At 72.1% G+C, this 21,322-nt stretch carries 23 protein-coding genes; 9 read left to right on the top strand and 14 right to left on the bottom strand.

What is annotated here, in order from left to right:
• Positions 1-170: 170 nt before the first annotated feature.
• Entirely contained in the window at positions 171-836 is a 666-nt protein-coding gene (locus ACWD4U_RS17925) for a DUF4097 family beta strand repeat-containing protein (RefSeq protein ID WP_363451223.1), read from the bottom strand.
• Between the two features lie 232 nt (positions 837-1,068).
• Here ACWD4U_RS17925 and ACWD4U_RS17920 point away from each other — a divergent pair, with 232 nt between their 5' ends.
• The gene (locus ACWD4U_RS17920; protein ID WP_363451225.1) at positions 1,069-1,797 is read left to right on the top strand and encodes a GbsR/MarR family transcriptional regulator; all 729 of its coding nucleotides are present in this window, start codon (positions 1,069-1,071) and stop codon (positions 1,795-1,797) included.
• Between the two features lie 40 nt (positions 1,798-1,837).
• Here the strand turns inward: ACWD4U_RS17920 and mqnP are convergent, their stop codons facing one another.
• Positions 1,838-2,740 (bottom strand): menaquinone biosynthesis prenyltransferase MqnP, encoded by a 903-nt coding sequence (mqnP, locus tag ACWD4U_RS17915; RefSeq protein WP_363451227.1) that lies wholly within the window; start codon positions 2,738-2,740, stop codon positions 1,838-1,840.
• Complete coding sequence (locus ACWD4U_RS17910) at positions 2,737-4,188, bottom strand: menaquinone biosynthesis decarboxylase (RefSeq protein ID WP_363451229.1); 1,452 nt, start codon at positions 4,186-4,188, stop codon at positions 2,737-2,739. Before ACWD4U_RS17910 ends, mqnP begins: the two co-directional genes overlap by 4 nt.
• Positions 4,189-4,264: 76 nt before the next feature.
• Here ACWD4U_RS17910 and ACWD4U_RS17905 point away from each other — a divergent pair, with 76 nt between their 5' ends.
• The 3 genes from ACWD4U_RS17905 to ACWD4U_RS17895 all read left to right on the top strand — a co-directional run bounded on the left by ACWD4U_RS17905 (position 4,265) and on the right by ACWD4U_RS17895 (position 6,869).
• Complete coding sequence (locus ACWD4U_RS17905; protein ID WP_363451231.1) at positions 4,265-4,666, top strand: PLD nuclease N-terminal domain-containing protein; 402 nt, start codon at positions 4,265-4,267, stop codon at positions 4,664-4,666.
• Positions 4,667-5,018: 352 nt separating this feature from the next.
• Positions 5,019-6,611 carry an acyl-CoA carboxylase subunit beta gene (locus ACWD4U_RS17900; protein ID WP_363451233.1) on the top strand — a complete coding sequence of 531 codons (1,593 nt, stop codon included), beginning with the start codon at positions 5,019-5,021 and terminating at the stop codon, positions 6,609-6,611.
• 57 nt (positions 6,612-6,668) lie between these two features.
• Positions 6,669-6,869, top strand: coding sequence for an acyl-CoA carboxylase epsilon subunit (locus tag ACWD4U_RS17895; RefSeq protein WP_363451235.1), 201 nt, complete (start codon positions 6,669-6,671; stop codon positions 6,867-6,869).
• 173 nt (positions 6,870-7,042) lie between these two features.
• Here ACWD4U_RS17895 and ACWD4U_RS17890 read toward each other — a convergent pair whose 3' ends face one another.
• The 7 genes from ACWD4U_RS17890 to hemL form a co-directional block, all read right to left on the bottom strand.
• On the bottom strand, positions 7,043-7,426 hold the full coding sequence (locus ACWD4U_RS17890; protein ID WP_363451237.1) for a hypothetical protein: 384 nt from the start codon (positions 7,424-7,426) through the stop codon (positions 7,043-7,045).
• A 59-nt stretch (positions 7,427-7,485) separates the two neighbouring features.
• Complete coding sequence (ccsB, locus tag ACWD4U_RS17885) at positions 7,486-8,607, bottom strand: c-type cytochrome biogenesis protein CcsB (protein ID WP_363451239.1); 1,122 nt, start codon at positions 8,605-8,607, stop codon at positions 7,486-7,488.
• A 3-nt stretch (positions 8,608-8,610) separates the two neighbouring features.
• A complete protein-coding gene (resB, locus tag ACWD4U_RS17880; protein ID WP_363451241.1) occupies positions 8,611-10,350 on the bottom strand; it encodes a cytochrome c biogenesis protein ResB in 1,740 nt (579 codons plus the stop codon).
• 3 nt (positions 10,351-10,353) lie between these two features.
• Positions 10,354-11,139: a cytochrome c biogenesis CcdA family protein gene (locus tag ACWD4U_RS17875; RefSeq protein ID WP_363451243.1), complete on the bottom strand. Its 786-nt coding sequence runs from the start codon at positions 11,137-11,139 to the stop codon at positions 10,354-10,356.
• Positions 11,136-11,732 (bottom strand): TlpA family protein disulfide reductase, encoded by a 597-nt coding sequence (locus ACWD4U_RS17870; RefSeq protein WP_363451245.1) that lies wholly within the window; start codon positions 11,730-11,732, stop codon positions 11,136-11,138. The genes ACWD4U_RS17875 and ACWD4U_RS17870 overlap by 4 nt, the downstream gene beginning before the upstream one ends.
• 151 nt (positions 11,733-11,883) lie before the next feature.
• On the bottom strand, positions 11,884-12,534 hold the full coding sequence (locus ACWD4U_RS17865; protein WP_363451424.1) for a histidine phosphatase family protein: 651 nt from the start codon (positions 12,532-12,534) through the stop codon (positions 11,884-11,886).
• 41 nt (positions 12,535-12,575) lie between these two features.
• Positions 12,576-13,916, bottom strand: a complete 1,341-nt coding sequence (gene hemL, locus ACWD4U_RS17860) for a glutamate-1-semialdehyde 2,1-aminomutase (protein WP_363451247.1) — start codon at positions 13,914-13,916, stop codon at positions 12,576-12,578.
• Between the two features lie 354 nt (positions 13,917-14,270).
• On the opposite strand from hemL, the gene ACWD4U_RS17855 reads away from it, so the two are divergent.
• A complete protein-coding gene (locus ACWD4U_RS17855) occupies positions 14,271-14,759 on the top strand; it encodes a hypothetical protein (protein WP_363451249.1) in 489 nt (162 codons plus the stop codon).
• A gap of 34 nt (positions 14,760-14,793) precedes the next feature.
• Here the strand turns inward: ACWD4U_RS17855 and ACWD4U_RS17850 are convergent, their stop codons facing one another.
• Positions 14,794-15,051, bottom strand: coding sequence for a hypothetical protein (locus ACWD4U_RS17850; protein ID WP_363451252.1), 258 nt, complete (start codon positions 15,049-15,051; stop codon positions 14,794-14,796).
• Positions 15,052-15,177: 126 nt separating this feature from the next.
• On the opposite strand from ACWD4U_RS17850, the gene ACWD4U_RS17845 reads away from it, so the two are divergent.
• On the top strand, positions 15,178-15,345 hold the full coding sequence (locus ACWD4U_RS17845) for a hypothetical protein (RefSeq protein ID WP_363451254.1): 168 nt from the start codon (positions 15,178-15,180) through the stop codon (positions 15,343-15,345).
• A 148-nt stretch (positions 15,346-15,493) separates the two neighbouring features.
• Complete coding sequence (locus tag ACWD4U_RS17840; RefSeq protein WP_363451256.1) at positions 15,494-16,087, top strand: DUF5994 family protein; 594 nt, start codon at positions 15,494-15,496, stop codon at positions 16,085-16,087.
• A 37-nt stretch (positions 16,088-16,124) separates the two neighbouring features.
• On the opposite strand, the gene ACWD4U_RS17835 is transcribed toward ACWD4U_RS17840, so the two are convergent.
• Both ACWD4U_RS17835 and ACWD4U_RS17830 read right to left on the bottom strand, forming a co-directional pair.
• Positions 16,125-16,361 carry a hypothetical protein gene (locus ACWD4U_RS17835; protein WP_449787223.1) on the bottom strand — a complete coding sequence of 79 codons (237 nt, stop codon included), beginning with the start codon at positions 16,359-16,361 and terminating at the stop codon, positions 16,125-16,127.
• 67 nt (positions 16,362-16,428) lie between these two features.
• A complete protein-coding gene (locus ACWD4U_RS17830) occupies positions 16,429-16,920 on the bottom strand; it encodes a DUF5994 family protein (RefSeq protein ID WP_363451259.1) in 492 nt (163 codons plus the stop codon).
• A gap of 307 nt (positions 16,921-17,227) precedes the next feature.
• Between ACWD4U_RS17830 and ACWD4U_RS17825 the strand changes: the two genes are divergently transcribed.
• Positions 17,228-17,701 (top strand): hypothetical protein, encoded by a 474-nt coding sequence (locus tag ACWD4U_RS17825; RefSeq protein WP_363451260.1) that lies wholly within the window; start codon positions 17,228-17,230, stop codon positions 17,699-17,701.
• Positions 17,702-17,744: 43 nt separating this feature from the next.
• Complete coding sequence (locus ACWD4U_RS17820) at positions 17,745-19,955, top strand: bifunctional polysaccharide deacetylase/glycosyltransferase family 2 protein (protein WP_363451262.1); 2,211 nt, start codon at positions 17,745-17,747, stop codon at positions 19,953-19,955.
• Here ACWD4U_RS17820 and ACWD4U_RS17815 read toward each other — a convergent pair.
• Positions 19,915-21,240 carry a nucleotide disphospho-sugar-binding domain-containing protein gene (locus ACWD4U_RS17815; protein WP_363451264.1) on the bottom strand — a complete coding sequence of 442 codons (1,326 nt, stop codon included), beginning with the start codon at positions 21,238-21,240 and terminating at the stop codon, positions 19,915-19,917. The two genes, ACWD4U_RS17820 and ACWD4U_RS17815, sit on opposite strands and share 41 nt — an antisense overlap.
• Positions 21,241-21,322 lie beyond the last annotated feature (82 nt).

Here is a 21,322-nt window from a genome sequence, read left to right as displayed (position 1 = left end):
ATCTTCCCTATTTTTAGGTTTTTTATTTTTTGGTGTTTTTGTTGTTGGGATGCCCCGTGTGTTTGTTGTGGTTTTTTTTCTTTGGGGTTTTTTTTTTTTTTTTGGGGGGGGGGGGGGGGGGGGGGCCCCGGCGGTGCGCCGGGCCCGTGGCACGCGGGACTGACGAGGGGTCAGAGGCTGCGGGCGGTGATGTCGCCCTGGGCGGTGGTCGCCTGGATGTGCAGTGCGGTCTCGCCGGCGTTCGCCAGCGCGTTGTGGATCCGGCCGTGGCCGGTGCCCGCGTCCAGCGACGCCGACACCCCGGCGGCCGCGCCGACCTCGATGGCGCCCAGGTCGGTGCGCAGCACCAGGCTTCCGCGCACCGCCTCGGCGATCCGGATGCCGCCCTTGCGGGTGCTGACCTCGGCCGGGCCGGTCAGCCGGCCGATCTCCACGTCGCCGGACTGCAGGACCACCCGGCCGCCCGCCGCCTCGTCGAGCTTGACCGGGCCCAGCGCCACCTCGACGGCGACGTCGCCCAGGCGTCCGACGCCGCGGATCTCGCCGGCCGCCGCCTTCGCCTCCACCCGGGAGCCGGCGGGCAGCTGGACGGTCACCTCGACCGACCCGGACGAGCCCAGCAGCCGGTTCGCCGGCTCGGCCGCGGTCACCCGCAGCAGACCGTCGCGGTAGCCGATCTCGACCTGCTCGGCGGCCTTCACGTCCCGGCTCTTCGACGGGTCCGCGGGCCGCACGTCGACCACGCTGTCCGCGCGGTCGGCGGCGATGAACCGGACCAGCCCGGCCGGGACGTCCAGCACGACGGTGATCGGCGCGGGGGTGTCGAACTTCTGCATGGTGTGCTCCTTGGTTTCGCTTCTCTCGTTTCCGACTTCGCAAACGCTACGTTGCGTTCATGAACTCGGCAACGCCCTTGTTGCATCCAACTCCCATCACCGCAGGTCAAACTGGGGAAATCATTGCAATGCCCCTGAAGCTGAATGCAACACGGGCAGTGCGTTCGTTGCAATGGCCTGAAGGTGAACGCTATGCTGGGGGCAGTTCGGACCCAGGAAGGAGACCCCCGCGATGCCGGGAGGCAGGCTCACCCAGCAGGAACGCCGGCAGATCGCGCTGGGGCTGGCCGACGGCCACGCCTACGCGGAGATCGCCCGGCGGCTCGACCGCCCCACCTCGACCGTCACCCGCGAGGTGACCCGCAACGGCGGCCCGACCGCCTACCGCGCCGAACTCGCCCACGACGCCACCGAACGGCGGGCCCGGCGTGGGCAGTCGGCACCGCCCGAGACCGCCCCGTACGGCGCGGGACGCGACGCCGCGGCCCTGCGGGCGTACGAGGAGGCGTTCACCGCCGTGCTGGTGCAGTCGGGCGTGCCGCGGATGATGGCGCGGGTTCAGGTCGCCCTCTACACCACCGACACCGGCAGCCTCACCGCCGCCGAGCTGGTGGAGCGGCTGCAGGTCAGCCCGGCGTCGGTCTCCAAGGCGATCGCCTTCCTGGAGGAGCAGGGGCTGGTCCGCCGGGAGCGGGACGAGCGGCGGCGGGAGCGGTACGTGGTGGACGACGACGTGTTCTACCAGGCCACGATGGCCAGCGCCCGGGCCAACGCCCGGCTGGTGGAGACCGCCCGGCAAGGCGTCGCCGTGCTCGGACCCGACACCCCGGCGGCCGCCCGGCTGGAGAACATCGCCCGGTTCCTGGACTTCATCTCCGAGAGCATCACCCGCGCCGCCGAACAGGCCCGCGAGGTGCTCTCCGCCGGGCCCGCGCCGGGCGGGGAGGGCGGGAACGACTGAGGGGCCGTCAGCGACGGCCCCTCGGTTCGACGACGGCGGATCAGATCGACAGGCCCCGGCTGATCAGGTCGATCAGGGCGAAGCCGAACAGCGAGATGCCGACGAAGCCGTTGGTGGAGAAGAACGCCCGGTTGAGCCGGGACAGGTCGTTCGGCTTGACGATGGTGTGCTCGTAGACGAAGGCCCCGGCGACCACCAGGAGCCCCAGCCAGAACGCCGGACCGGCGTCGGTGAGCAGCGCGAACCAGACCAGCAGCACCGTGGTGAGCAGGTGGCAGACCCGGGCGCCGGTGATCGCGGCGGCGACGCCGAACCGGGCGGGGACGGAGCGGACCCCCTGGCCGCGGTCGGCGGCGACGTCCTGGCAGGCGTAGATCAGGTCGAAGCCGCCGATCCAGATGCCGACCGCGAGGCCGAGCACCACGGCGTCCCAGGACCAGGTGCCGGTGACGGCCAGCCAGGCGCCGATCGGGCCCATCGCCTGGGCCAGCCCCAGGATCGCCTGCGGGAAGTCGGTGAACCGCTTGCCGTACGGGTAGACCACCATCGGCACGACGGCGACCGGGGCGAGCAGCAGGCAGAGCGTGTTCAGCATCGCGGCGGCGCCGAGGAAGACCACCAGGGCGACCGCGGAGCCGAGGTAGGCGGTGCGGAGCGACACCGCGCCGGTGACGAGTTCACGCTGCGCGGTGCGCGGGTTCCGGGCGTCGATCTCGCGGTCGATGATCCGGTTGGCGGCCATCGCGAAGGTCCGCAGGCCGATCATGCAGACGGTGACCAGGAGCAGTTCGCCCCAGTGCACGTGCCGGTCGGCGAGGAACATCGCGGTCAGCGCGGCGATGTAGGCGAAGGGCAGCGCGAAGATCGAGTGCTCGATCGCGACCAGGCGCAGGAAGGCGCGGGTCCTGCTCGGCGGGGCCTCGAACGCGTCGGCGGTGGTCACAGTCCGTATTCCTTCCAGCGGCTGGTGACCCGGGCGGCGGTCGCGGGGTCGGAGGCGACCATCTCGGGCCAGCCGCCGTCGCGGGTGTAGCCCTCCTCGGGGAGCTTGCGGGTGGCGTCGATGCCGGCCTTGCCGCCCCAGAACTGCTGGTAGGAGGCGTGGTCCAGGTGATCCACCGGGCCCTCGACGACGGAGAGGTCGCGGCTGTAGTCGACGTTGCCCAGCGCCCGCCAGGCGACTTCCTGGTAGTCGTGCACGTCGCAGTCCGCGTCCACCACGATGATCAGCTTGGTGAGCGACATCATGTGGGCGCCCCAGATCGCGTGCATCACCTTCTGCGCGTGCTTGGGGTACTTCTTGTCGATCGAGACGATCACGCAGTTGTGGAAGCCGCCGGCCTCGGGCAGGTCGTAGTCGACGATGTCCGGGATGATCACCTTGAGCAGCGGCAGGAAGAAGCGCTCGGTGAACTTGCCCAGCGGGCCGTCCTCGGTCGGCGGGCGGCCGACCACGATGGACTGCAGGAGCGGGCGGCGGCGCATCGTGACGCAGTCGATGGTGAGCGCGGGGAACGGCTCCTGCGGCGTGTAGAAGCCGGTGTGGTCGCCGAACGGGCCCTCGGGCAGCATCTTCCCGGGCTCCAGCCAGCCCTCCAGCACCACCTCGGCGTCGGCCGGGACCTGCAGCGGCACCGTCTTGCAGTCGACCATCCGGACCCGCTCCCCCGCCACGAAGCCGGCGAACAGGTACTCGTCGATGTCGCCCGGCAGCGGCGCGGTGGCCGCGTAGGTCACCGCGGGCGGGCAGCCGAAGGCGATGGCGACCGGCAGGCGCTCGCCGCGCTTGGCGGCGACGGCGGCGTGGTTGCGGCTGTCCTTGTGGATCTGCCAGTGCATGCCGATGGTGCGGCTGTCGTGCCGCTGCAGCCGGTACAGGCCGAGGTTGCGGACACCGGAGTCCGGGTCCTTGGTGTGGGTCAGGCCCAGGTTGAAGAACGAGCCGCCGTCCTGCGGCCAGGTGAACAGCGCGGGCAACTGGTCCAGGTCGACGTCCTCACCGGTGAGCACGACCTCGTGCACCGGGGCGTCCTTGACGTTCTTCGGCGGGACGTGCGCCATCGAGGCGAGCTTGCCGAAGGCCTCGCGGAAACCGGTGAAGCCCTGCGGCAGCTCCGGCTTGAGCAGGCCGGCGATCTTCTCCGCGATGTCGTCCGGGGACTTCAGGCCGAGCGCCTTGGACAGCCGCCGCTCGGTGCCGAACACGTTCATGGCCAGCGGCATCGCCGAGCCCTTGACGTTCTCGAAGAGCAGCGCGGGGCCCTTGGCCTTCTGCACCCGGTCGACGATCTCGCCGACCTCCAGATAGGGGTCGACCTCCACCTTGATCCGCTTCAGGTCGCCCTCCCGTTCCAGCGCCCGGAGGAAGGAACGGAGATCGTCGTATGCCATAGGTGTCAGTATCCGACACGGGCTACCCTGAGCCCGCCAAGGGTCCCACCTGAGTGAAGTTTCGGAGCTTGCCGCTGTGCTGAGGATCGTGCCCGTGGTGGCGCTGCTGGCCCTGTGGGTCTGGGCGTTCATCGACTGCCTGACCACGCCCGACGACGAGGTGCGCCACCTGCCCAAGGTGGTGTGGGCGATCGTCGTCCTGCTCTTCCCGCTGGTCGGCTCGATCGCCTGGCTGCTGGTGGGCAAGGACCGCGCCACCGCCCGCCGCGCCGCGACGGCCCGCCCCGCGCAGCCGCCGACCCGGCCGGTCGCCCCCGACGACGACCCGGAGTTCCTGGCCTCGTTGAACCGCGACAACACCGGGGACCGGCAGCACCGCGAGATGCTCCGGCAGTGGGAGGCCGATCTCCGCCGCCGCGAGGACGAACTGCGTCGTGGGAGCGAGTCCGAGGGCGGCGAGGACCACCCCAAGGGCTGATCACGCCCTTTTGGCGCATCCCTACGATCCGAACGCCGTACGTACCCTCCGCACCTCGCCGCCGGCCCCCGTGCGCCCACCCGCGGCGCGGGCCCGGCGACGCCCGCTCCGACGCCCCGCTCATGGCGCTGACCTGCCAAATCGACCCCTCCAGGGGTGCCCGCGACCCCCACCGTCCGGCACCCGCCTCCGGCGACCCACGAGTAGCCCCGTGCGCCCCCTTCTGTGGGGCCTGTACAGCGAACGGCTTCCGACCTTGTACGGAACCGACGCCGAAACGGGACGGCCGGGACTCGTAGTGTCGTAGCAGGAGAGGTGTTCGCAGCCTTACGCGACCTTGGAGTGGTTCGAAATGACGGTCCTGCACGATGCGCCGGTCGGCGGCGAGACCCCGGCCGACGCCCGCAGTCGGGTGGCGGAGCTGCACGAACTGCGCGAGCAGGTCCGCCGCGGCCCCAGCGAGAAGGCCACCGAGGCACAGCACGCCAAGGGCAAGCTGACCGCCCGCGAGCGCATCGAGCTGCTGCTCGACGAGGGCTCCTTCCACGAGGTCGAGCCGCTGCGCCGGCACCGCGCCCAGGGCTTCGGCCTGGAGGCGAAGAAGCCGCACACCGACGGCGTCATCGTCGGCTGGGGCACCGTGCACGGCCGCACCGTCTTCACCTACGCGCACGACTTCCGGATCTTCGGCGGCGCGCTGGGCGAGGCCCACGCGCAGAAGATCCACAAGATCATGGACATGGCCATCGCGGCCGGCGCCCCGCTGGTGTCGCTCAACGACGGCGCCGGCGCCCGCATCCAGGAGGGCGTCACCGCCCTGGCCGGCTACGGCGGCATCTTCCAGCGCAACACCCGCGCCTCCGGTGTGATCCCGCAGATCTCCGTGATGCTCGGCCCGTGCGCCGGCGGCGCGGCGTACTCCCCCGCGCTGACCGACTTCGTCTTCATGGTCCGCGAGACCTCGCAGATGTTCATCACCGGCCCGGACGTCGTCCAGGCCGTGACCGGCGAGAAGATCTCGCAGAACGGCCTCGGCGGCGCGGACGTCCACTCCTCGGTGTCGGGCGTCTCGCACTTCGTCTACGACGACGAGCAGTCCTGCATCGAAGAGGTCCGCTACCTGCTCTCGCTGCTCCCGCAGAACAACCGCGAGATGCCGCCGTCCGTCCCCAACGACGACCCGGTCGAGCGCCGCAACGACTCCCTGCTGGACCTGGTGCCCGCCGACGGCAACCGGCCCTACGACATGCGCAAGGTGATCGAGGAGATCGTCGACCACGGCGAGTACCTCGAGGTGCACGAGCGCTGGGCCACCAACGTGATCTGCGCCCTCGCCCGGGTCGACGGCCACGTGGTCGGCATCATCGCCAACCAGCCGCAGTCGCTGGCCGGCGTCCTCGACATCAACGCCAGCGAGAAGTCCGCGCGCTTCGTGCAGATGTGCGACGCCTTCAACATCCCGCTGGTCACCATGCTCGACGTCCCCGGCTTCCTGCCCGGCGTCGACCAGGAGCACGACGGCATCATCCGGCACGGCGCGAAGCTGCTGTACGCCTACTGCAACGCCACCGTCCCGCGCATCCAGCTGATCCTGCGCAAGGCCTACGGCGGCGCATACATCGTGATGGACTCCCGGTCGATCGGCGCGGACCTGTCGTTCGCCTGGCCCACCAACGAGATCGCCGTGATGGGCGCCGAGGGCGCCGCCAACGTCATCTTCCGCCGCGACATCAACGGGGCCGACGACCCCGAGTCGATGCGCGCCCAGAAGATCAAGGAATACAAGACGGAACTGATGCACCCGTACTACGCGGCCGAACGCGGCCTCGTCGACGACGTCATCGACCCCGCCGAGACCCGCGCCGTCCTCGCCTCCTCGCTGGCCATGCTGCGCACCAAGCACGCCGACCTGCCGAGCCGCAAGCACGGCAACCCGCCGATGTAACGCAGCCTCAAGCGCGCCGAAACCATTCAGACTTCAGACTGGGGGAGAACGGGAACCATGAGCGAACCACTCGTCCGCATCGTCCGCGGCTCGCTGACCACCGAGGAACTGGCCGCCCTGACCGCCGTCCTCGCCGCGAGGCAGGCTGCCGCCGCCGCGGCCACCGCCGTCCAGGCCGCGGAGCCCATCGCCACCTGGTCCCGCCTGGAGCGCCGCCCGGCGTACTTCTCGCCGGTCAGCTGGCAGCAAGCGGCGTAGTTTTTCAGGGGCTCTGGGGGTACCTCCCGGCCCCCCTTGGGGCTGGGGGCGGAACTGCGAGGCGAGTGTCGGACGGTCTGAGCTTGGCTGGGGGTCTTGAAGACCTTCAGCCAGGTTGAGACCGCCAGGCACTCGCCTCGCCGTTCCCCGAGCCCCTTTAAAGACGTGCCTGGTTAAGCCGCAGCCAAGGCCGCAGGCCGGCCTGCGTGCATGGTGGTCAGGTTGGCGGCGAGGCGTTGGGGGTCCTGGGCGAGCCAGAGGCGGACCGCGGCGCCGAGCATGATGCAGGAGGAGCCGAGGCGGACGCCGGTGTTGTGGGCGATCCGCGCGGTGGCGAGGTTGAGCAGGTCCGCGAGTTCGGTGGGGAGCCAGACCGTGAGCGCGCAGGGCGCGGGGTCGGTGATGGCGGCGAGCAGGCGGTAGTCGTCGGCCGTGCAGTGGAGAGTGGGCAAGACGTCCAGCAGCCCGTCGGCGACGACCTCGGAGACGTCGCTGTGGTGGCCCTGGGCGAGCCGTCGCAGCAGGGTTCGCTCGGCGGCGGTGATTCGGACGGTCATGATGACTTCGTCGCACTCCATTGTGCTGCCCTCCTCGCAGACGTGTGAGTGACGTGGCGTCAGATGCCGGCGTACGAGTGCTTGCCGGTGATGAAGATGTTGACGCCGTAGAAGTTGAACAGCCAGCAGGCGAAGGCGAGCAGCGCCAGGTAGGCGGCCTTGCGGCCGCGCCAGCCGGCGGTGGCCCGGGCGTGCAGGTAGGCGGCGTAGACGACCCAGGTGATGAAGGACCAGGTCTCCTTGGGGTCCCACTCCCAGTACTTGCCCCAGGCGGCCTCGGCCCAGATCGCGCCCGCGATGATGGTGAAGGTCCAGAGCGGGAAGATCAGCGCGTTGATCCGGTAGGAGAGCTTGTCCAGGGTGCCGGCGGCGGGCAGGCGCTCCATCAGGTTGGCGGCGCGGACGGTGAGTCCGGCGGCGACGCGGTGCTCGTAGCGGTCCTTGAGCAGGTACGCGGCGGTGGCGACGAACGCGGCGAAGAAGGCGCCGCCGCAGATGGTGGCGGTGGAGACGTGGATGCCCAGCCAGTAGGAGTGCAGGGCGGGGACGAGCTGCTCGGAGTCGGTGTAGAGGACGCTGACGGCGATGCCGAGGATGAGCAGCGCGGCGATCACCACGGGCAGGCCGAGCCAGCGGACGTTCTTCCGGGTGGCCAGCAGGACGACGTAGGCGCCGACCATCATCATGGCGAAGGCGCAGGAGAACTCGTACATGTTGCCCCACGGCCAGCGCATCACCGACAGGCCGCGGGTGAGCACGCCGCCGACGTGCAGCAGCAGGCCGAGGACGGTGAGCGAGACCGCGATCCGGCCGGCCGTGTCGGCCTTCTCGTTGGTGCCGGCCGGGCCGGGGCCGTCGGTGGGGCCGCCGTCGCCGCGGCCGCTGGTGACCGTGGTGGCCCCGGCGTCGGCGAGGGCGGTGCGGGTCAGGGTGGTGGTGCCACCGTTCGCAGCGGCCACCGTGACGGTGACCTTGCGGACGCCCTTGGCCGCGTCGGCGGAGTCGCTGACCGTCTCGGCGAGGGTGGCCTGCTGCGCGGAGCGGACGGCGACGCCGCCCTTGGAGCCGAAGGTCCACTCGAACATCTGGGCGAACATGGCCAGGGTGTAGACGGCCATCGCCGAGTAGATCAGCTTGTTGGAGGTATCGGCCAACTGGGTGTTGACCTGCGCGAGCAGCACCGTCTACTCCTTGGTTTCCGGATCGGCGGGGGCGACGGCGGCCGGGGAGTCGGCTGCGGTCGGTTGGTCGGGGACGGTCGGCAGGGCGTCGGGGTCGGCCGGTGGTTCCTCGGTGGCCGGGGCGTCGTCCTGCAGGTCGACGGCGAGTTCGGCGAGTTCCTCGGCGGTCCGGGCGGACTCGCTGCGGGCCAGGCCGGCCACCTCGACCAGGGTCCGGCCGTCGGGGGTGGCGGTGGCGCGGACCCAGATCCGGCGGCGCTGGACGAAGAGCGAGCCGGCCAGGCCGAGGATCGCGGCGATCGCGCCGATCAGGGCGACGGCGTTGCCGGGGCGGTGGGACACGGTGAAGCTGGCCCACTGCTGGTAGCCGTCGAAGGTGACGGTGCCGTAGCCGTTCGGCAGCTCCCAGCCCTGGCCGACCCTGAGCCGGGCCTTGGCGGGTTCGCCGTTGACCTGGAGCTGGGTCATCGCCTTGGTGTCGAGCTGGTACACGTTCTGCGGCAGGCCGCTGTCGGTGCGCAGGTCGCCGGCGTAGGCGGTGATCACCAGCATCGGGTCGGCGGCGCCGGGGAACAGCGAGATCGGACCGGTCTTCTCGAAGTCCGGCGGCGCGGTCGGCAGGAAGAAGCCCTGGAAGGCGAGTTGGGTCTTGGTGCCGTTGGCGTCGGCCCCGTAGTCGTTGACCTTGATCACGCCGGGCGAGGTGAGGTTGGCGTCGCGCGGCAGGAACGGCGTCGGGCCGCGGTAGACGATCTCGTTCTTCGCGTTCCGGACGGTGACCACCGGGGCGTAGCCGTGGCCGATCAGGAAGACCTTGGAACCGCCGATCTCCAGCGGGTGGTTGACCTGGATCTCGGCGTTCTTCAGCTTGCTGGCGTCCTCGCCGGTCCAGTACCGGATGTGCGCGGTGAACTCGCGGGCGCTGCCGGCCTGGTCGCCGCTGGTCTGGTAGCGGGCGGTGAAGCCGTCCAGCTTGAAGCCGAACGGGTCGAGGTCGTCCACGCCGTAGAAGGCGGAGCCGGAGAAGTCGTCGAGCTGGGTGGTGGTGTTGGAGTAGCCCTGGCCCTCCAGCACCAGCTTGCCGCCCTGGCCGCTGGCCAGGCTGGCCCAGCCGAAGCCGATCAGCAGGGCGAACAGCGCGAAGTGGAAGAGCAGGTTGCCGACCTCGCGCAGGTAGCCCTTCTCGGCGGCGACCGAGCCGGTGTCGGCGGCGGCCCGGAAGCCGCGCTTCTTCAGCAGGCGGTGGGCGGCGGCGTTGACCGTCTCCGCGTCGGCGTCGGTGTGCCAGGCGGCGTAGACCGGCATCCGGGCCAGGTTGCGGGGCGCGGTCGGGGGCTGGGCGCGCAGCACGCCGACGAACTGCCAGGTGCGCGGGACGATGCAGCCGGCCAGCGAGACGAACAGCAGGATGTAGATCGCGGAGAACCACACCGAGCTGTAGACGTCGAAGAGTTGGATCTTCTCGAAGAACGGCGTGATGCCCTTGTGGGCGTTCTTCCAGTCGATGACCTTGAGCTGGTTGGGGCCGTTCTGCGGGATCAGCGAGCCGGGGATGGCCGCCAGCGAGAGCAGGAAGAGCAGGATCAGCGCGACCCGCATCGAGGTGAGCTGGCGCCAGGTCCAGCGCAGCCAGCCGAACACGCCTATGCCGACCGGGGCGTCCGTCTCCTCGGGCGCCGTGCTGAGCCGTTCCGCCTCGGCGGCGTCGTCGGGCGCCTGCGGGGTGGTCTTGGTGTCGCTCACGGGTCAGATTCCGATCGAGAAGTCTTCGGTGAGGTACTGGAGCTGGTTGACCATCGAGTCCCAGGCCCCGGTCACCAGCAGCAGGCCGACCGCGACGAGCATGCCGCCGCCGATCCGCATCACCCACTGGTAGTGCTGCTTGATCCAGCCGAAGGCGCCCAGCGCCTTGCGGAAGGCCAGGGCGGCCAGGATGAACGGTACGCCGAGGCCCAGGCAGTAGACGGCCATCAGCAGTGCGCCACGCGCGGCACTGGCCTGGTTGATGGAGAGTGAGTTGATCGCCGCCATGGTCGGTCCGATGCACGGGGTCCAGCCGACGCCGAACACCAGGCCGAGCAGCGGGGCGCCGACCAGGCCGACCGCCGGGCGGCGGTGGGTGCGGAGCTCGCGCATGGTGAAGCCGGGCAGCAGGCCCATGAAGGCCAGGCCCATCAGCACCGTGAAGACGCCCATCACGACCGAGATGGTGCGCCGGTGGGCCAGCAGGGTCTGCCCGAAGGAGCCGAACAGGGCGCCCTCGGAGACGAAGACCGCGCCGAAGCCGAGGATGAACAGCGCCGAGCCGAGCAGCATCCGGCCGCGCCGGGAGCCGCGGGCGTCGGCCAGGTCGGCGGCGGAGAATCCGGTGACGTAGCTGAGGTAGCCCGGGACCAGCGGGAGGACGCAGGGCGAGAAGAAGGAGACCAGTCCGGCGGCCAGCGCGATCGGCAGCGCGAGCAGCAGGGCGCCGCTGCCGACGGTCTCGTTGTATCCGACGGCGGCGGCCAACTGGACGGCCGTGGCGGTCACTTGGACTCCGCGAGGACCGGCTTCAGCATCGTCTCCAGATCCTCGGCGGAGAGTGCGTGCATGGCCCGGGCGGCGAGCCTGCCGTCCCGGTCGACCACGATGGTGGTCGGGATGGACTGCGGGTTGAGGCTGCCCTTGGGGAACTTGAGGATCTGGGTGCCGTCCGGGTCGTAGATGCTCGGGTAGGTCACGCCGAAGTTCCGCTCGAAGGCGACCGCGTTGGCCGGGTCGGTGTCGCGGGTGTTGATGCCGAGGAACTGCACGTCCTGGTCGGCGTACTTCTGCGAGACCTCCTGCAGGCCCTTGGCCTCGGCCCGGCAGGGGCTGCACCAGGAGCCCCAGATGTTGAGCACGACCACCTTGCCGCGGTAGTCGGAGAGCTTGAGCGAGCCGGTGCCGTCCAGCCCGGTCCCGGTGACGTCCGGGGCGGCGGCGCGCTTGCCGGTGGCGGCGGTGTCGATGCCGCCCTTGCCGGTGACGAAACCCGTCGAACCGTCGCCGCTCACGGACCCCGAACTGGAGCACCCGGCGAGGGCGAGGGCCGCGAGGAGCGTGGCGGCGAGGGCGATACGACGGCTGGACGTCCGAGACATGTGAAAAGTTTCGCATGGCTCTCCAGGCCGTTTCCGGGGGGTCCGGCCTTGTCGACCGGACCCCCCGTGACCTGCGGCTTCTCCGCTTATGATCGTCTTATTCCGGACATTTCACCGCGCCCGGCGCTTACCCGCGGCGGCCCGGTGTGAGCTACGCCCCGAAGCTCTTGCCGACCGGCTTGTCGCCCTTCTTCCCCTTGCCGATCAGGTGGGCCGGCAGCAGGTCCCGGGCCGGCTCGCGGTAGCCGATCGAGACGATCCGGTCACCCTCGTAGGTGAAGCTGGTCAGCGAGGCCAGCGAGCACTGCCGGCGGCGCGGGTCGTGCCACAGCCGGCGGCGCTCGGCGAACGAGCGGACGGTCCAGATCGGCAGCTGGTGGCTGACCACCACCGCCTCGTGCCCGCGCGCGGCGTCCCGGGCGGCGGCCAGGCCGCGCATCATCCGCACCGCCTGGTCGATGTACGGCTCGCCCCAGGACGGCTTGAACGGGTTGGTGAGGTACCGCCAGTACGCGGGGTTGCGCAGCGAGCCGTCGCCGACGCCGAAGGTCTTGCCCTCGAAGATGTTCTCCGCCTCCAGCAGCCGCGGGTCGGCGGCCACCTCCAGGCCGTGCACCTTGGCGATCGGCTCGGCGGTCTCCTGGGCGCGCTCCAGCGGGGAGGCCACCACGTGGGTGATGTCCCGGTCGGCGAGGTGCTCGGCCACCCGGTCCGCCATCTGCCGCCCCAGCTCGGAGAGGTGATAGCCCGGCAGGCGCCCGTACAGGATGCCCTCCGGGTTGTGCACCTCGCCGTGCCGCATCAGGTGGACGACGGTGATGTCCTTGTCCTGGCCCTGCTCGCTCACTTGGACTCCTCGGTGGCCTCGGCGGCGGCGCGGGCGGCGGCGGGCAGGGCGGCGGCGATCCGCTCGACCGCGCGCTCGTCGTGCGCGGCCGAGACGAACCAGGACTCGAAGGCCGACGGCGGCAGGTAGACGCCCTGGCTGAGCATCGAGTGGAAGAAGCCGTTGAAGCGGAACGCCTGCTGGGTGCGCGCCTCGTCGTAGTTGGTGACGGCCTGGTCGGTGAAGAACACCGAGAACATGCTGCCCGCGGTCTGCAGCCGGTGCGCCACGCCCTCCTTGGTGAGCGCCTCGGTCACCAGGCCGGAGACCTCGGCGGCGACCCGGTCGACGGTGGCGTACACCTCGTCGGTGCAGTGCCGCAGCTGGGCCAGGCCCGCGGCGGTGGCCACCGGGTTACCGGACAGCGTGCCGGCCTGGTAGACCGGGCCGGCCGGGGCGAGGTGGGCCATCACGTCGGCGCGGCCGCCGAAGGCCGCGGCGGGGAAGCCGCCGCCCATCACCTTGCCGAAGGTGAGCAGGTCCGGAGCCCAGCCCTCGTGCGCGGCCTCCAGGCCGTACCAGCCGGACCGGGACACCCGGAAGCCGGTCATCACCTCGTCGGAGATGAACAACGCGCCGTTCTCGCGGCAGAGTTCGGACAGGCCGCGGTTGAAGCCGGGCAGCGGCGGGACCACGCCCATGTTGCCGGGCGAGGCCTCGGTGATCACGCAGGCGATCTCGCCGGGGTTCGCGGCGAAGGCGGCGCGCACCGCGTCCAGGTCGTTGTAGGGGAGCACGATGGTGTCGCCGGCCTGCGCACCGGTGACGCCCGGGGTGTCCGGCAGGCCGAAGGTGGCGACGCCGGAGCCGGCCGCGACGAGCAGCGCGTCCACGTGACCGTGGTAACAGCCGGCGAACTTCACCACCTTGGCGCGGCCGGTGAAGCCGCGGGCCAGCCGGATCGCCGACATGGTGGCCTCGGTACCGGAGGAGACCAGCCGGACCTGCTCGACCGGGGCAATCCGGTCGACGATCTCCTCGCCCAGCTCGACCTCGCCCTGGCCGGGCGTGCCGAACGAGGTGCCGCGGGCGACCGCCTGCTGCACCGCCTCGATCACCGCCGGGTGGGCGTGCCCGAGCAGCATCGGGCCCCAGGAACAGACCAGGTCGACGTACTCGCGGCCGTCGGCGTCGGTCAGGTAGGGGCCGGTGCCGGACACCATGAAACGGGGCGTGCCGCCGACCGCGCGGAAGGCCCGCACCGGAGAGTTGACGCCGCCGGGGGTGACCGCCAAGGCGCGCTCGAACAGCGACTGGGACTGGGGGGCTTCGTACGGGTAGCTCATCTGCTCGCTCATCCGGAGGGTCCGCGGGGTGGCTTACCCGGACATGCTCTCAAATCGTGTCCTTGCTTATTGCATCTCGGGCCCGATCATCTGGAACGATGATCCGTGTGCTGCTCCCCTCACTGGCTGTGTCGAAGGTAAGGTCGGTGGAGGTCGGCTCGTGTAGCACGACAGCAGACGGGTAAGGGGCATGTTCGGAGGGCACCGGACATGCGGGGGGTCTGTCGATTCCGGCGAATTCCGGTGAGGATGGTCCGAGTGTCCGAGACGCAGGACGGTTTCGACGAGGCCGCGGGTCGCTCCCGCAGGCCCGGCGAAGCCGGCGGGGGTACGGGAACGGGCAGGGGAAGGAGGGGCGAGGGCAGAGTGGGGGTCACCTACAAGTACTTCGGCGCACCCGACCGGGCCACCGCCGCCAGAGTCCCCACCGCCCTCGGTCCCGGCGGCCTCGGCCTGGAGGCCGGCGAACTCGGAGCCCTGGGACGGCTCGGCGACCTGATGGAGACCAGCGGCTCCCTCAACGGGCACCTCTCCACCAAGATCAAGCCGGAGACCATGAGCGCGATGGTCCTCACCGGCATCCAGGGCGTCGCGCTGCACCAGGTGCCGCCGCTCGAACTGGTCGTGCTGCACCCGGACTACGCCGTCGTCCAGCTCCCGCACACCGTCGTCGAGCCCCTCCGCAAGGCCGACGAGACCGAGCTCGGCGCCGCCGCCTTCATCTGGTCCACCGTCCCCGACCGCCGGGGCCCGCGCGACGCCTTCGTCATCTACCAGATGCTCCACGAGTGGCAGGACTTCGCGAACCGCCTGCACGACGCCGGCCACCAGCTGTACTGCCTGGTCTGGCCCTGACCTTCGGCGCGATCAACGCCGTGCCGGGTCCAGGTCATTCGCGTTCGCGTGACCACTCGGTCTCGGCCTGCGGCTCGCCGTCGGCACCGGTCCCTTCCCAGAGGCGGACCCTGACGGCGCGGGGGCCGGGCGCGGGTCGGGAGAGGGTGCGGACGAAGACGTCCCGGAGGTGGTTGGCCGCGCGCTGCGGCGGACCGTCGTAGTCCAGCGGGTTCGACACCTGCGTCTCGTCCTGCCGGGACCAGCGGCCGTCGTCGTCCTGGGTCTCCAGAATCCACCGGTAGCGCCGCATCGTGGCCTCCTGGGACGACGGTCCTGCCTCGACCACGACCGTACGAGGCGGGCGGGCGGACAGCGACCGGGGACGTCGGGCGGCGGCGGTGTCACGATGGAAGGGAGGGGTGGAGGGAGGCCGACGATGGCACTGGTGCTGTTCCTCGTCATCGTGGCGATCGTGCTCGGACTGGTGGGTGTCGCCGCCGACGGTCTGACCTACCTGCTGTTCATCGGTATCGCCGTACTGATCGTCGCGCTGGCGCTCGCCGCCGTCCGGTTCCGGCGCGGCGGCCGATCCGCGGACCGCTGAATGCCCTGCCGGGTTTGCGAGCCCGGCCGAGAGTAGCCTGGACCTCACCGAAGGCGCTTCGCATGCCGGCACCGGACACTGGCGTCGTCTCCGGCGTACGGCGATCCCGGACCCGGTTGCGGTCGGGTTCGGAGACAGGTCGTTGACCATGACTGTGATCGACCGGGCGACGACGCCTGCCGCCCCTGAGTGTCGGCTGCGGCTCTCCCTGGCACCGGACGGCACCCGGTCCGGTGCGCTGGACGGAGCCTGGTGGCCCCGATCGTGCGACCTTCCGCTCGAACTCCCTTCCCTGGCCGCCGAACTGGGCAAGCGATGGGGCCGGGTCGCCCGGATCACCGTGAACCCCGCCCAGTGGTCCGCCGTCCCCCGCCGCATCCCCGTCGCCGGCCACACCGTCCACGCGAACCACACCGTCCACGCGGGCCGGCTCACCACCGTGCAGGACCAGCACACGATCTCGGTCCGCACGCACCTTCCCCACCGGCTGACCCTGCTGGTCGTCCCGCCGCGGACGGGTGCCGTCGAGGCCGCCCGGCTGATGGCCGAGGCCGCCGATCCCGCGAACACCCGGACCGCGAGCGAGCTGCTCGCCGTTGGGGCGAGCGCCGGCGCGCCCGACCGGCGCGGAATCGCCTGGCCGGTCCGCGACCCCTCGGCCTCGACCTGGGGCTCCGCCCGTTGGTGCGACCCGTCCTTCCCGCCCGGGCCCGCCGACACGGACCCGGCCCACCGCCGCTGACGGTCCGTCCGACCCCTGGCTCGGCGGCGGATCGCCGTCAGTACTCGGAGCCGCTTCGCAGGTAGGTACCGGCGACCTGCAGCCAGGCTCCGCGGCCGAAGCACGTCTCGATCCGGTGCGGGGTGTCCTCGAAGACCCGCAGGATGCGCAGCGCGCCGCTCGGGTGGAGGTCGTACTCGAAGGTGACGCCGTCGTCCGCGCCGTCCTCGAACTGCAGGTCCAACGGCCCCTTCGACGGCTCCGCCGGCGCCCGGGCCTCGGCTGAGAGCTTCACGTAGACGGACATCTCCTCGTCCCGCCTTTCCTGTCTGCCCGGGGTGCCCGACCCGTGTGACCTGGTCTCAGGTCGCGTCCGCCGGTGGCGCGGAACCGATCCCGGTGGTGACCAGGATCTGTTGCGCCGAGTCGGTTCCGCCGGCCAGGACGGCACGTGCCATCGCGGCCAGCGCCGCCTCCTGGCTTGCCTGCGGCGGGACGACGAGCAGGCTGAAGTGATCGCGGTCGCCCCGGGTGATGATCACGGTGTCGTCGCCGACCGGGTACCGGTCGATGTGCACCGGCCGCCCGTCGACGACCAGCCGGGGCGGGATGTCGTCCCAGGCGTCAGCGTCGAGACCGATGCTCGCGACCGGGCCGAGGTGTTCCGTCAGGGCTCTGACCAGGCCGGGCAGCTCCGCGGCGACGTCGCGGGAACGCGGCCACCACGCGCCGTCGAGCGTGCCCTCGCGTGACTGCGTGGTCTTCAGCCGCAACAGCATCGTCCCGGGCTTCGCCGCTTGCTCGAACCGGTCGGGCAGGAGCCCGCGCTGGGGCGATGCGGTGCTGTCCGACATGGCTCGCCACCTGTCCACCGGCACAGACCCGGCCCGCTGCGTGTGCGCCGACCCCTGGGGAGCGGCAGCTCGGGCTGCCCCGGCTGTTCCACCGTACTCCGCCCGCGCCGGGCCGGTCCGACCCGGCGGGGGCCGCCGGCGTCCGGCCGGGGAAGTCGCGGCCTGGGTGTGACACCCCGGCGGGCCGCAGCGCTGAGCCTGCTGGAAGGGGTACTGGCCGACCCCTCCGGCGGGGCCTCGCCGCGGACGCTTCGAGGACCTCGCGCCGCGACGGCGCGCTGCGCCCGTCTCCACCCGGAGCACACCAGTGATCGACACCAGCCTCAGCGCCGACCGCGACCCGGCCGTGGCGCCGCCCCCGGTGTTCGTCGACGGCAGCGGCCAGCGCCAGCGGCGCGTGCGCCGCGTCGGCCGACTGCTCGCCGTGCCGGCGGTCGGCTACCTCGCGCTGCTGGTGAGCTCGATGCTCGGCGGGCCCAGCATCAGCGCGCCGTTCCTGCCGCAGGGGCCCGCGCACGCCGTCTCCACCGCCCCGGTGCCCGAGGCCTCCGCGTCCGCCCCCGCGGTCACCACCGGTGGGCCTGCCCCGGGCCGGTCGGCGGCGGTCGGCCCGGCCGCCAGGCCCACCGCCACCGCCGCGCACGGCAGCGGCGAGCCGACGCCGGCCGCCTCCGGCACCACCGCCGTCCCGACGACGACACCGCCGCCGACGGCCACCGCGGCACCCGGCCACGGCAAGCCCACCGCGCCGCCCAGCCACCGGCCGACCAAGACCCCCTGACGGTCCCCCCGCAGCACCGACCCCAGCCCCGGAGGGCCCCGCCGTGACCACCCCCACCTCCCGACGCCGCGACCGCCGCGCCCCCCGGCGGCGCGGCCGCCGCGGGGTCGTGCGCCAAGTCCCCCTGCGCACCCACTGGCTGCTGCTCAGCACGCTGGTCCTCACCCTCGCCGCCGCGTTGCTGCTGCAGGGCTACACCCGGCACATGTACGGCAGCGCGGCCGACGGCGCCGTGCCGGACCGGGGCGGCAACGCGACCGTTCCCGCGCAGGTGCGCACCGGCGGCCCGGTGATCTCCGCCGACGGCGCCCGCACCGCGCGTCCCGCGGCGGGGACGATCGCCCTGACCTTCGACGACGGCCCGGACCCGGTCTGGACGCCGCGGATCCTCGACGTGCTGCGGCGCCACGGCGTGCACGCCACCTTCTTCACCGTCGGCACCCAGGTCGCCGCCGAGCCCGAACTGGCCCGCCGGATCGTCGCCGAGGGCCACCAGATCGGCATCCACACCTTCACCCACGCCGACCTGTCCACCGCCTCCCCCTGGCGGCGCACCCTGGAGCTGCGCGAGTCGCAGCTGACCCTGGCGGGCGCCGCCGGAGTGACCAGTTCGCTGTTCCGCCCGCCGTACTCGTCCGAGAACGACGCACTCACCGACGCGGGTTGGGACGCCGTCCGGCAGGCCGGCCGGGCCGGGTACCTCACCGTGCTGACCGACCAGGACAGCGAGGACTGGCGCCGCCCCGGTGTCGACGCGATCGTCGCGAACGCCACCCCGAAGGACCACGACGGCCGCATCCTGCTGATGCACGACGCGGGTGGCGACCGCGCGCAGACGGTCGCCGCCCTCGACCGGCTGCTGCCGCAACTCACGGACGCTGGCTGGCACTTCGCGACGGTCTCGGCGGCCGTCGGCCTGACCGACCCGGTCCGTCCGGCGAGCACCGCCGAGCACTGGCAGGGGCTCGCCCTGATCGCCGTCCTCGCCGCCAGCTCCCGGGTGCTCGACCTGCTGGGCTGGCTGCTCTGGGCGGCGGGTGCGATCGGGGCGCTGCGCGCCCTCGCGCTGATCGTCGCCGCGCGGCGCCACAAGCGGCTGCGCCGCCGGGGTTGGGGGCCGCCGGTCACCGATCCGGTCTCGGTCATCGTCCCGGCGTTCAACGAGAGCGCGGGCATCGAGGCTGCGGTCCGCTCGCTGCTCGCCTCCGACCATCCGGTCGAGGTGATCGTGGTCGACGACGGCTCCACCGACGGGACCGCCGACCTGGTGGAGTCGCTCCGGCTGCCGTGCGTCCGGGTGGTCCGGCAGGCCAACGCGGGCAAGCCCGCCGCCCTCAACAACGGCCTGCGGCACGCCCGCGCCGAGCTGGTGGTGATGGTCGACGGCGACACCGTCTTCGAACCCGACGCGGTCCGGATGCTCGTCCAGCCGTTCGCCGACCGCCGGGTCGGCGCCGTCTCGGGCAATGCCAAGGTCGTCAACCGCGGCGGGCTGCTGGGGCGTTGGCAGCACATCGAGTACGTGGTCGGCTTCAACCTCGACCGCCGGCTGTTCGACCTCGCCCAGTGCATGCCCACCGTGCCCGGCGCGGTCGGCGCCTTCCGCCGGTCCGCCCTGCTGCGGATCGGCGGCGTCGCCGAGGAGACGCTGGCCGAGGACACCGACCTCACCATGGCGCTGTGCCGGGCGGGTTGGCGGGTCGTCTACGAGGAGCGCGCCAGGGCCTGGACCGAGGCGCCCGCGACCCTCGGCGCCCTGTGGCGCCAGCGCTACCGCTGGTGCTACGGCACCCTGCAGGCGATGTGGAAGCACCGCGGCGCGCTCGGCCAGCGCGGCCAGGCCGGCAAGCTCGGCCGCCGCGGCCTGCTCTACCTGCTGATGTTCCAGGTCCTGCTGCCGCTGCTCGCCCCGGTGGTGGACGTCTTCGCGGTGTACGGCCTGGTCTTCCTGGACCCGGTCCGGATCATCGGCCTGTGGCTCGCCTTCCTGCTGATGCAGGTGGCGATGGGGGCCTACGCCTTCCGCCTGGACGGCGAGCGGCTGGGCCCGCTGTGGACCCTGCCGCTCCAGCAGGTGGTCTACCGGCAGCTGATGTACCTGGTCGTCATCCAGTCCGTCTGCACCGCGCTGGCCGGGACGCGGCTGCGCTGGCAGCGCATGCAGCGCTACGGCAGCCTGTCGCTCCCGCCGCAGCCGGGCGGCCCCGCGGCGGCTACCGCCGGGGAGCCGCGACGCGGGGCAGCAGCTCGGTGATCCGGCGCAGCGCGTCGTAGCCGGCGAACTCCTTGGCCAGCGCCGCCGCGCGGTCGCGGAGCTCCGGGTCGGTGAGCACCGTGTCGACGGCGGTGGCGAGTTGACGCTCCGTCGGGCGTCCGGTGCGCAGGTTGACGCCGGTGCCGGTCCACTCGACGCGGGCGGCGACCTCGGGCTTGTCCTCGCTGTCGCCGGCCACCACCACCGGGACCGCGTGCCCGAGCGCGGCCTGCACCCCGCCGTAGCCCCCGTTGGTGACCAGGGCGTCCGCGTGCGGCAGCAGCGCGTCGAACGGGACGAAGCCGGCGAGCACGGTGTTGGCGGGCACCGCGGGCAGCGCGCCGCGGAGCAGGTCGGGGCCGTCCACCCGGCCGGTGGCGACGATCACCAGTAGGTCCTGACGGTCCGCCAGCGCGCGGACGGCGGGCGCGAGCAGCGCCTGCGGGTCGGCGTTGGCGATGGTGCCCTGGGTGACCACGACCACCCGGCGGCCGGCCTCGCGGGCCTCGGCCAGCCGCGGCCACCAGTCGGGTCGCAGGCCGCCCGGCGCGGCGGGGATCGGCAGCGGGCCGACGAAGGCGACGTTCGCGGGCAGGTCGCTGCGCGGGTACTCGAAGGCGGGGACGGTGAGTTGGAGCAGCGCGTCGACGGACTCGACGCGCCCGAACAGGTGGGTCCCCTCCGGTACCTGGAGGCCGGTCTCGGCGAACCGCGCGTTGACGTACTCCATCGCGGGCCGCATCCGCCGCGCCGACTCCCGTCCGAGTGCGGCGTACTCGGCGCGCTGCTGCTCGTCGACGGGCGGGAGCAGGCCGAGCAGCGGCGGCGCGGTGTCCTTGCTGACCAACGCGAGCGGGGAGATGCCGACCGCGAGCACCGCCGGGCGTTCGGCCCGCGGGTGGGCCATCGCCAGTGCCACCGCGCCGAGGAACAGGCTGTCGTGCAGCACCGCGACGGCCGGGAACTCGGCGAGCAGCGCGCGCAGCGCCCGGTGCTGGGCCGGCAGCGGGTCGCCGAAGACGTGCATCACGTCCCACAGCAGCTGGGCCGGTCCGGCCGGGACGGCCGCGCGTTCGGGGAAGGAGGCCGCGAAGTCCCGGTCGTCGTAGTCGGCTTCGGCCGGCAGGGGCGCGAACGCCAGCCCGCACTCCTCCGCCGCCGCGCGGTACCTCGCGCCGCCGAGGAACGCCACCTCGTGGCCCTGCTCGGCCAGGTGCGTGGCGATCCGCAGCAGCGGATGGGTGTGGCCCGTCACGGGTGTGGCGGCGACGATGATCTTCGACATGGATCCCCCGGGGTCGATCGGTGTGGCCCCAGCCTGCCCGACGGCGATCAACGAACGATCAACGCCCGCTGATCGGCGCGCG

The sequence above is a fragment of the Kitasatospora sp. NPDC002522 genome, assembly GCF_053595195.1.
Note: the sequence above shows the minus strand (reverse complement) of the source record. Positions and strands in the feature narration are given on the sequence as shown.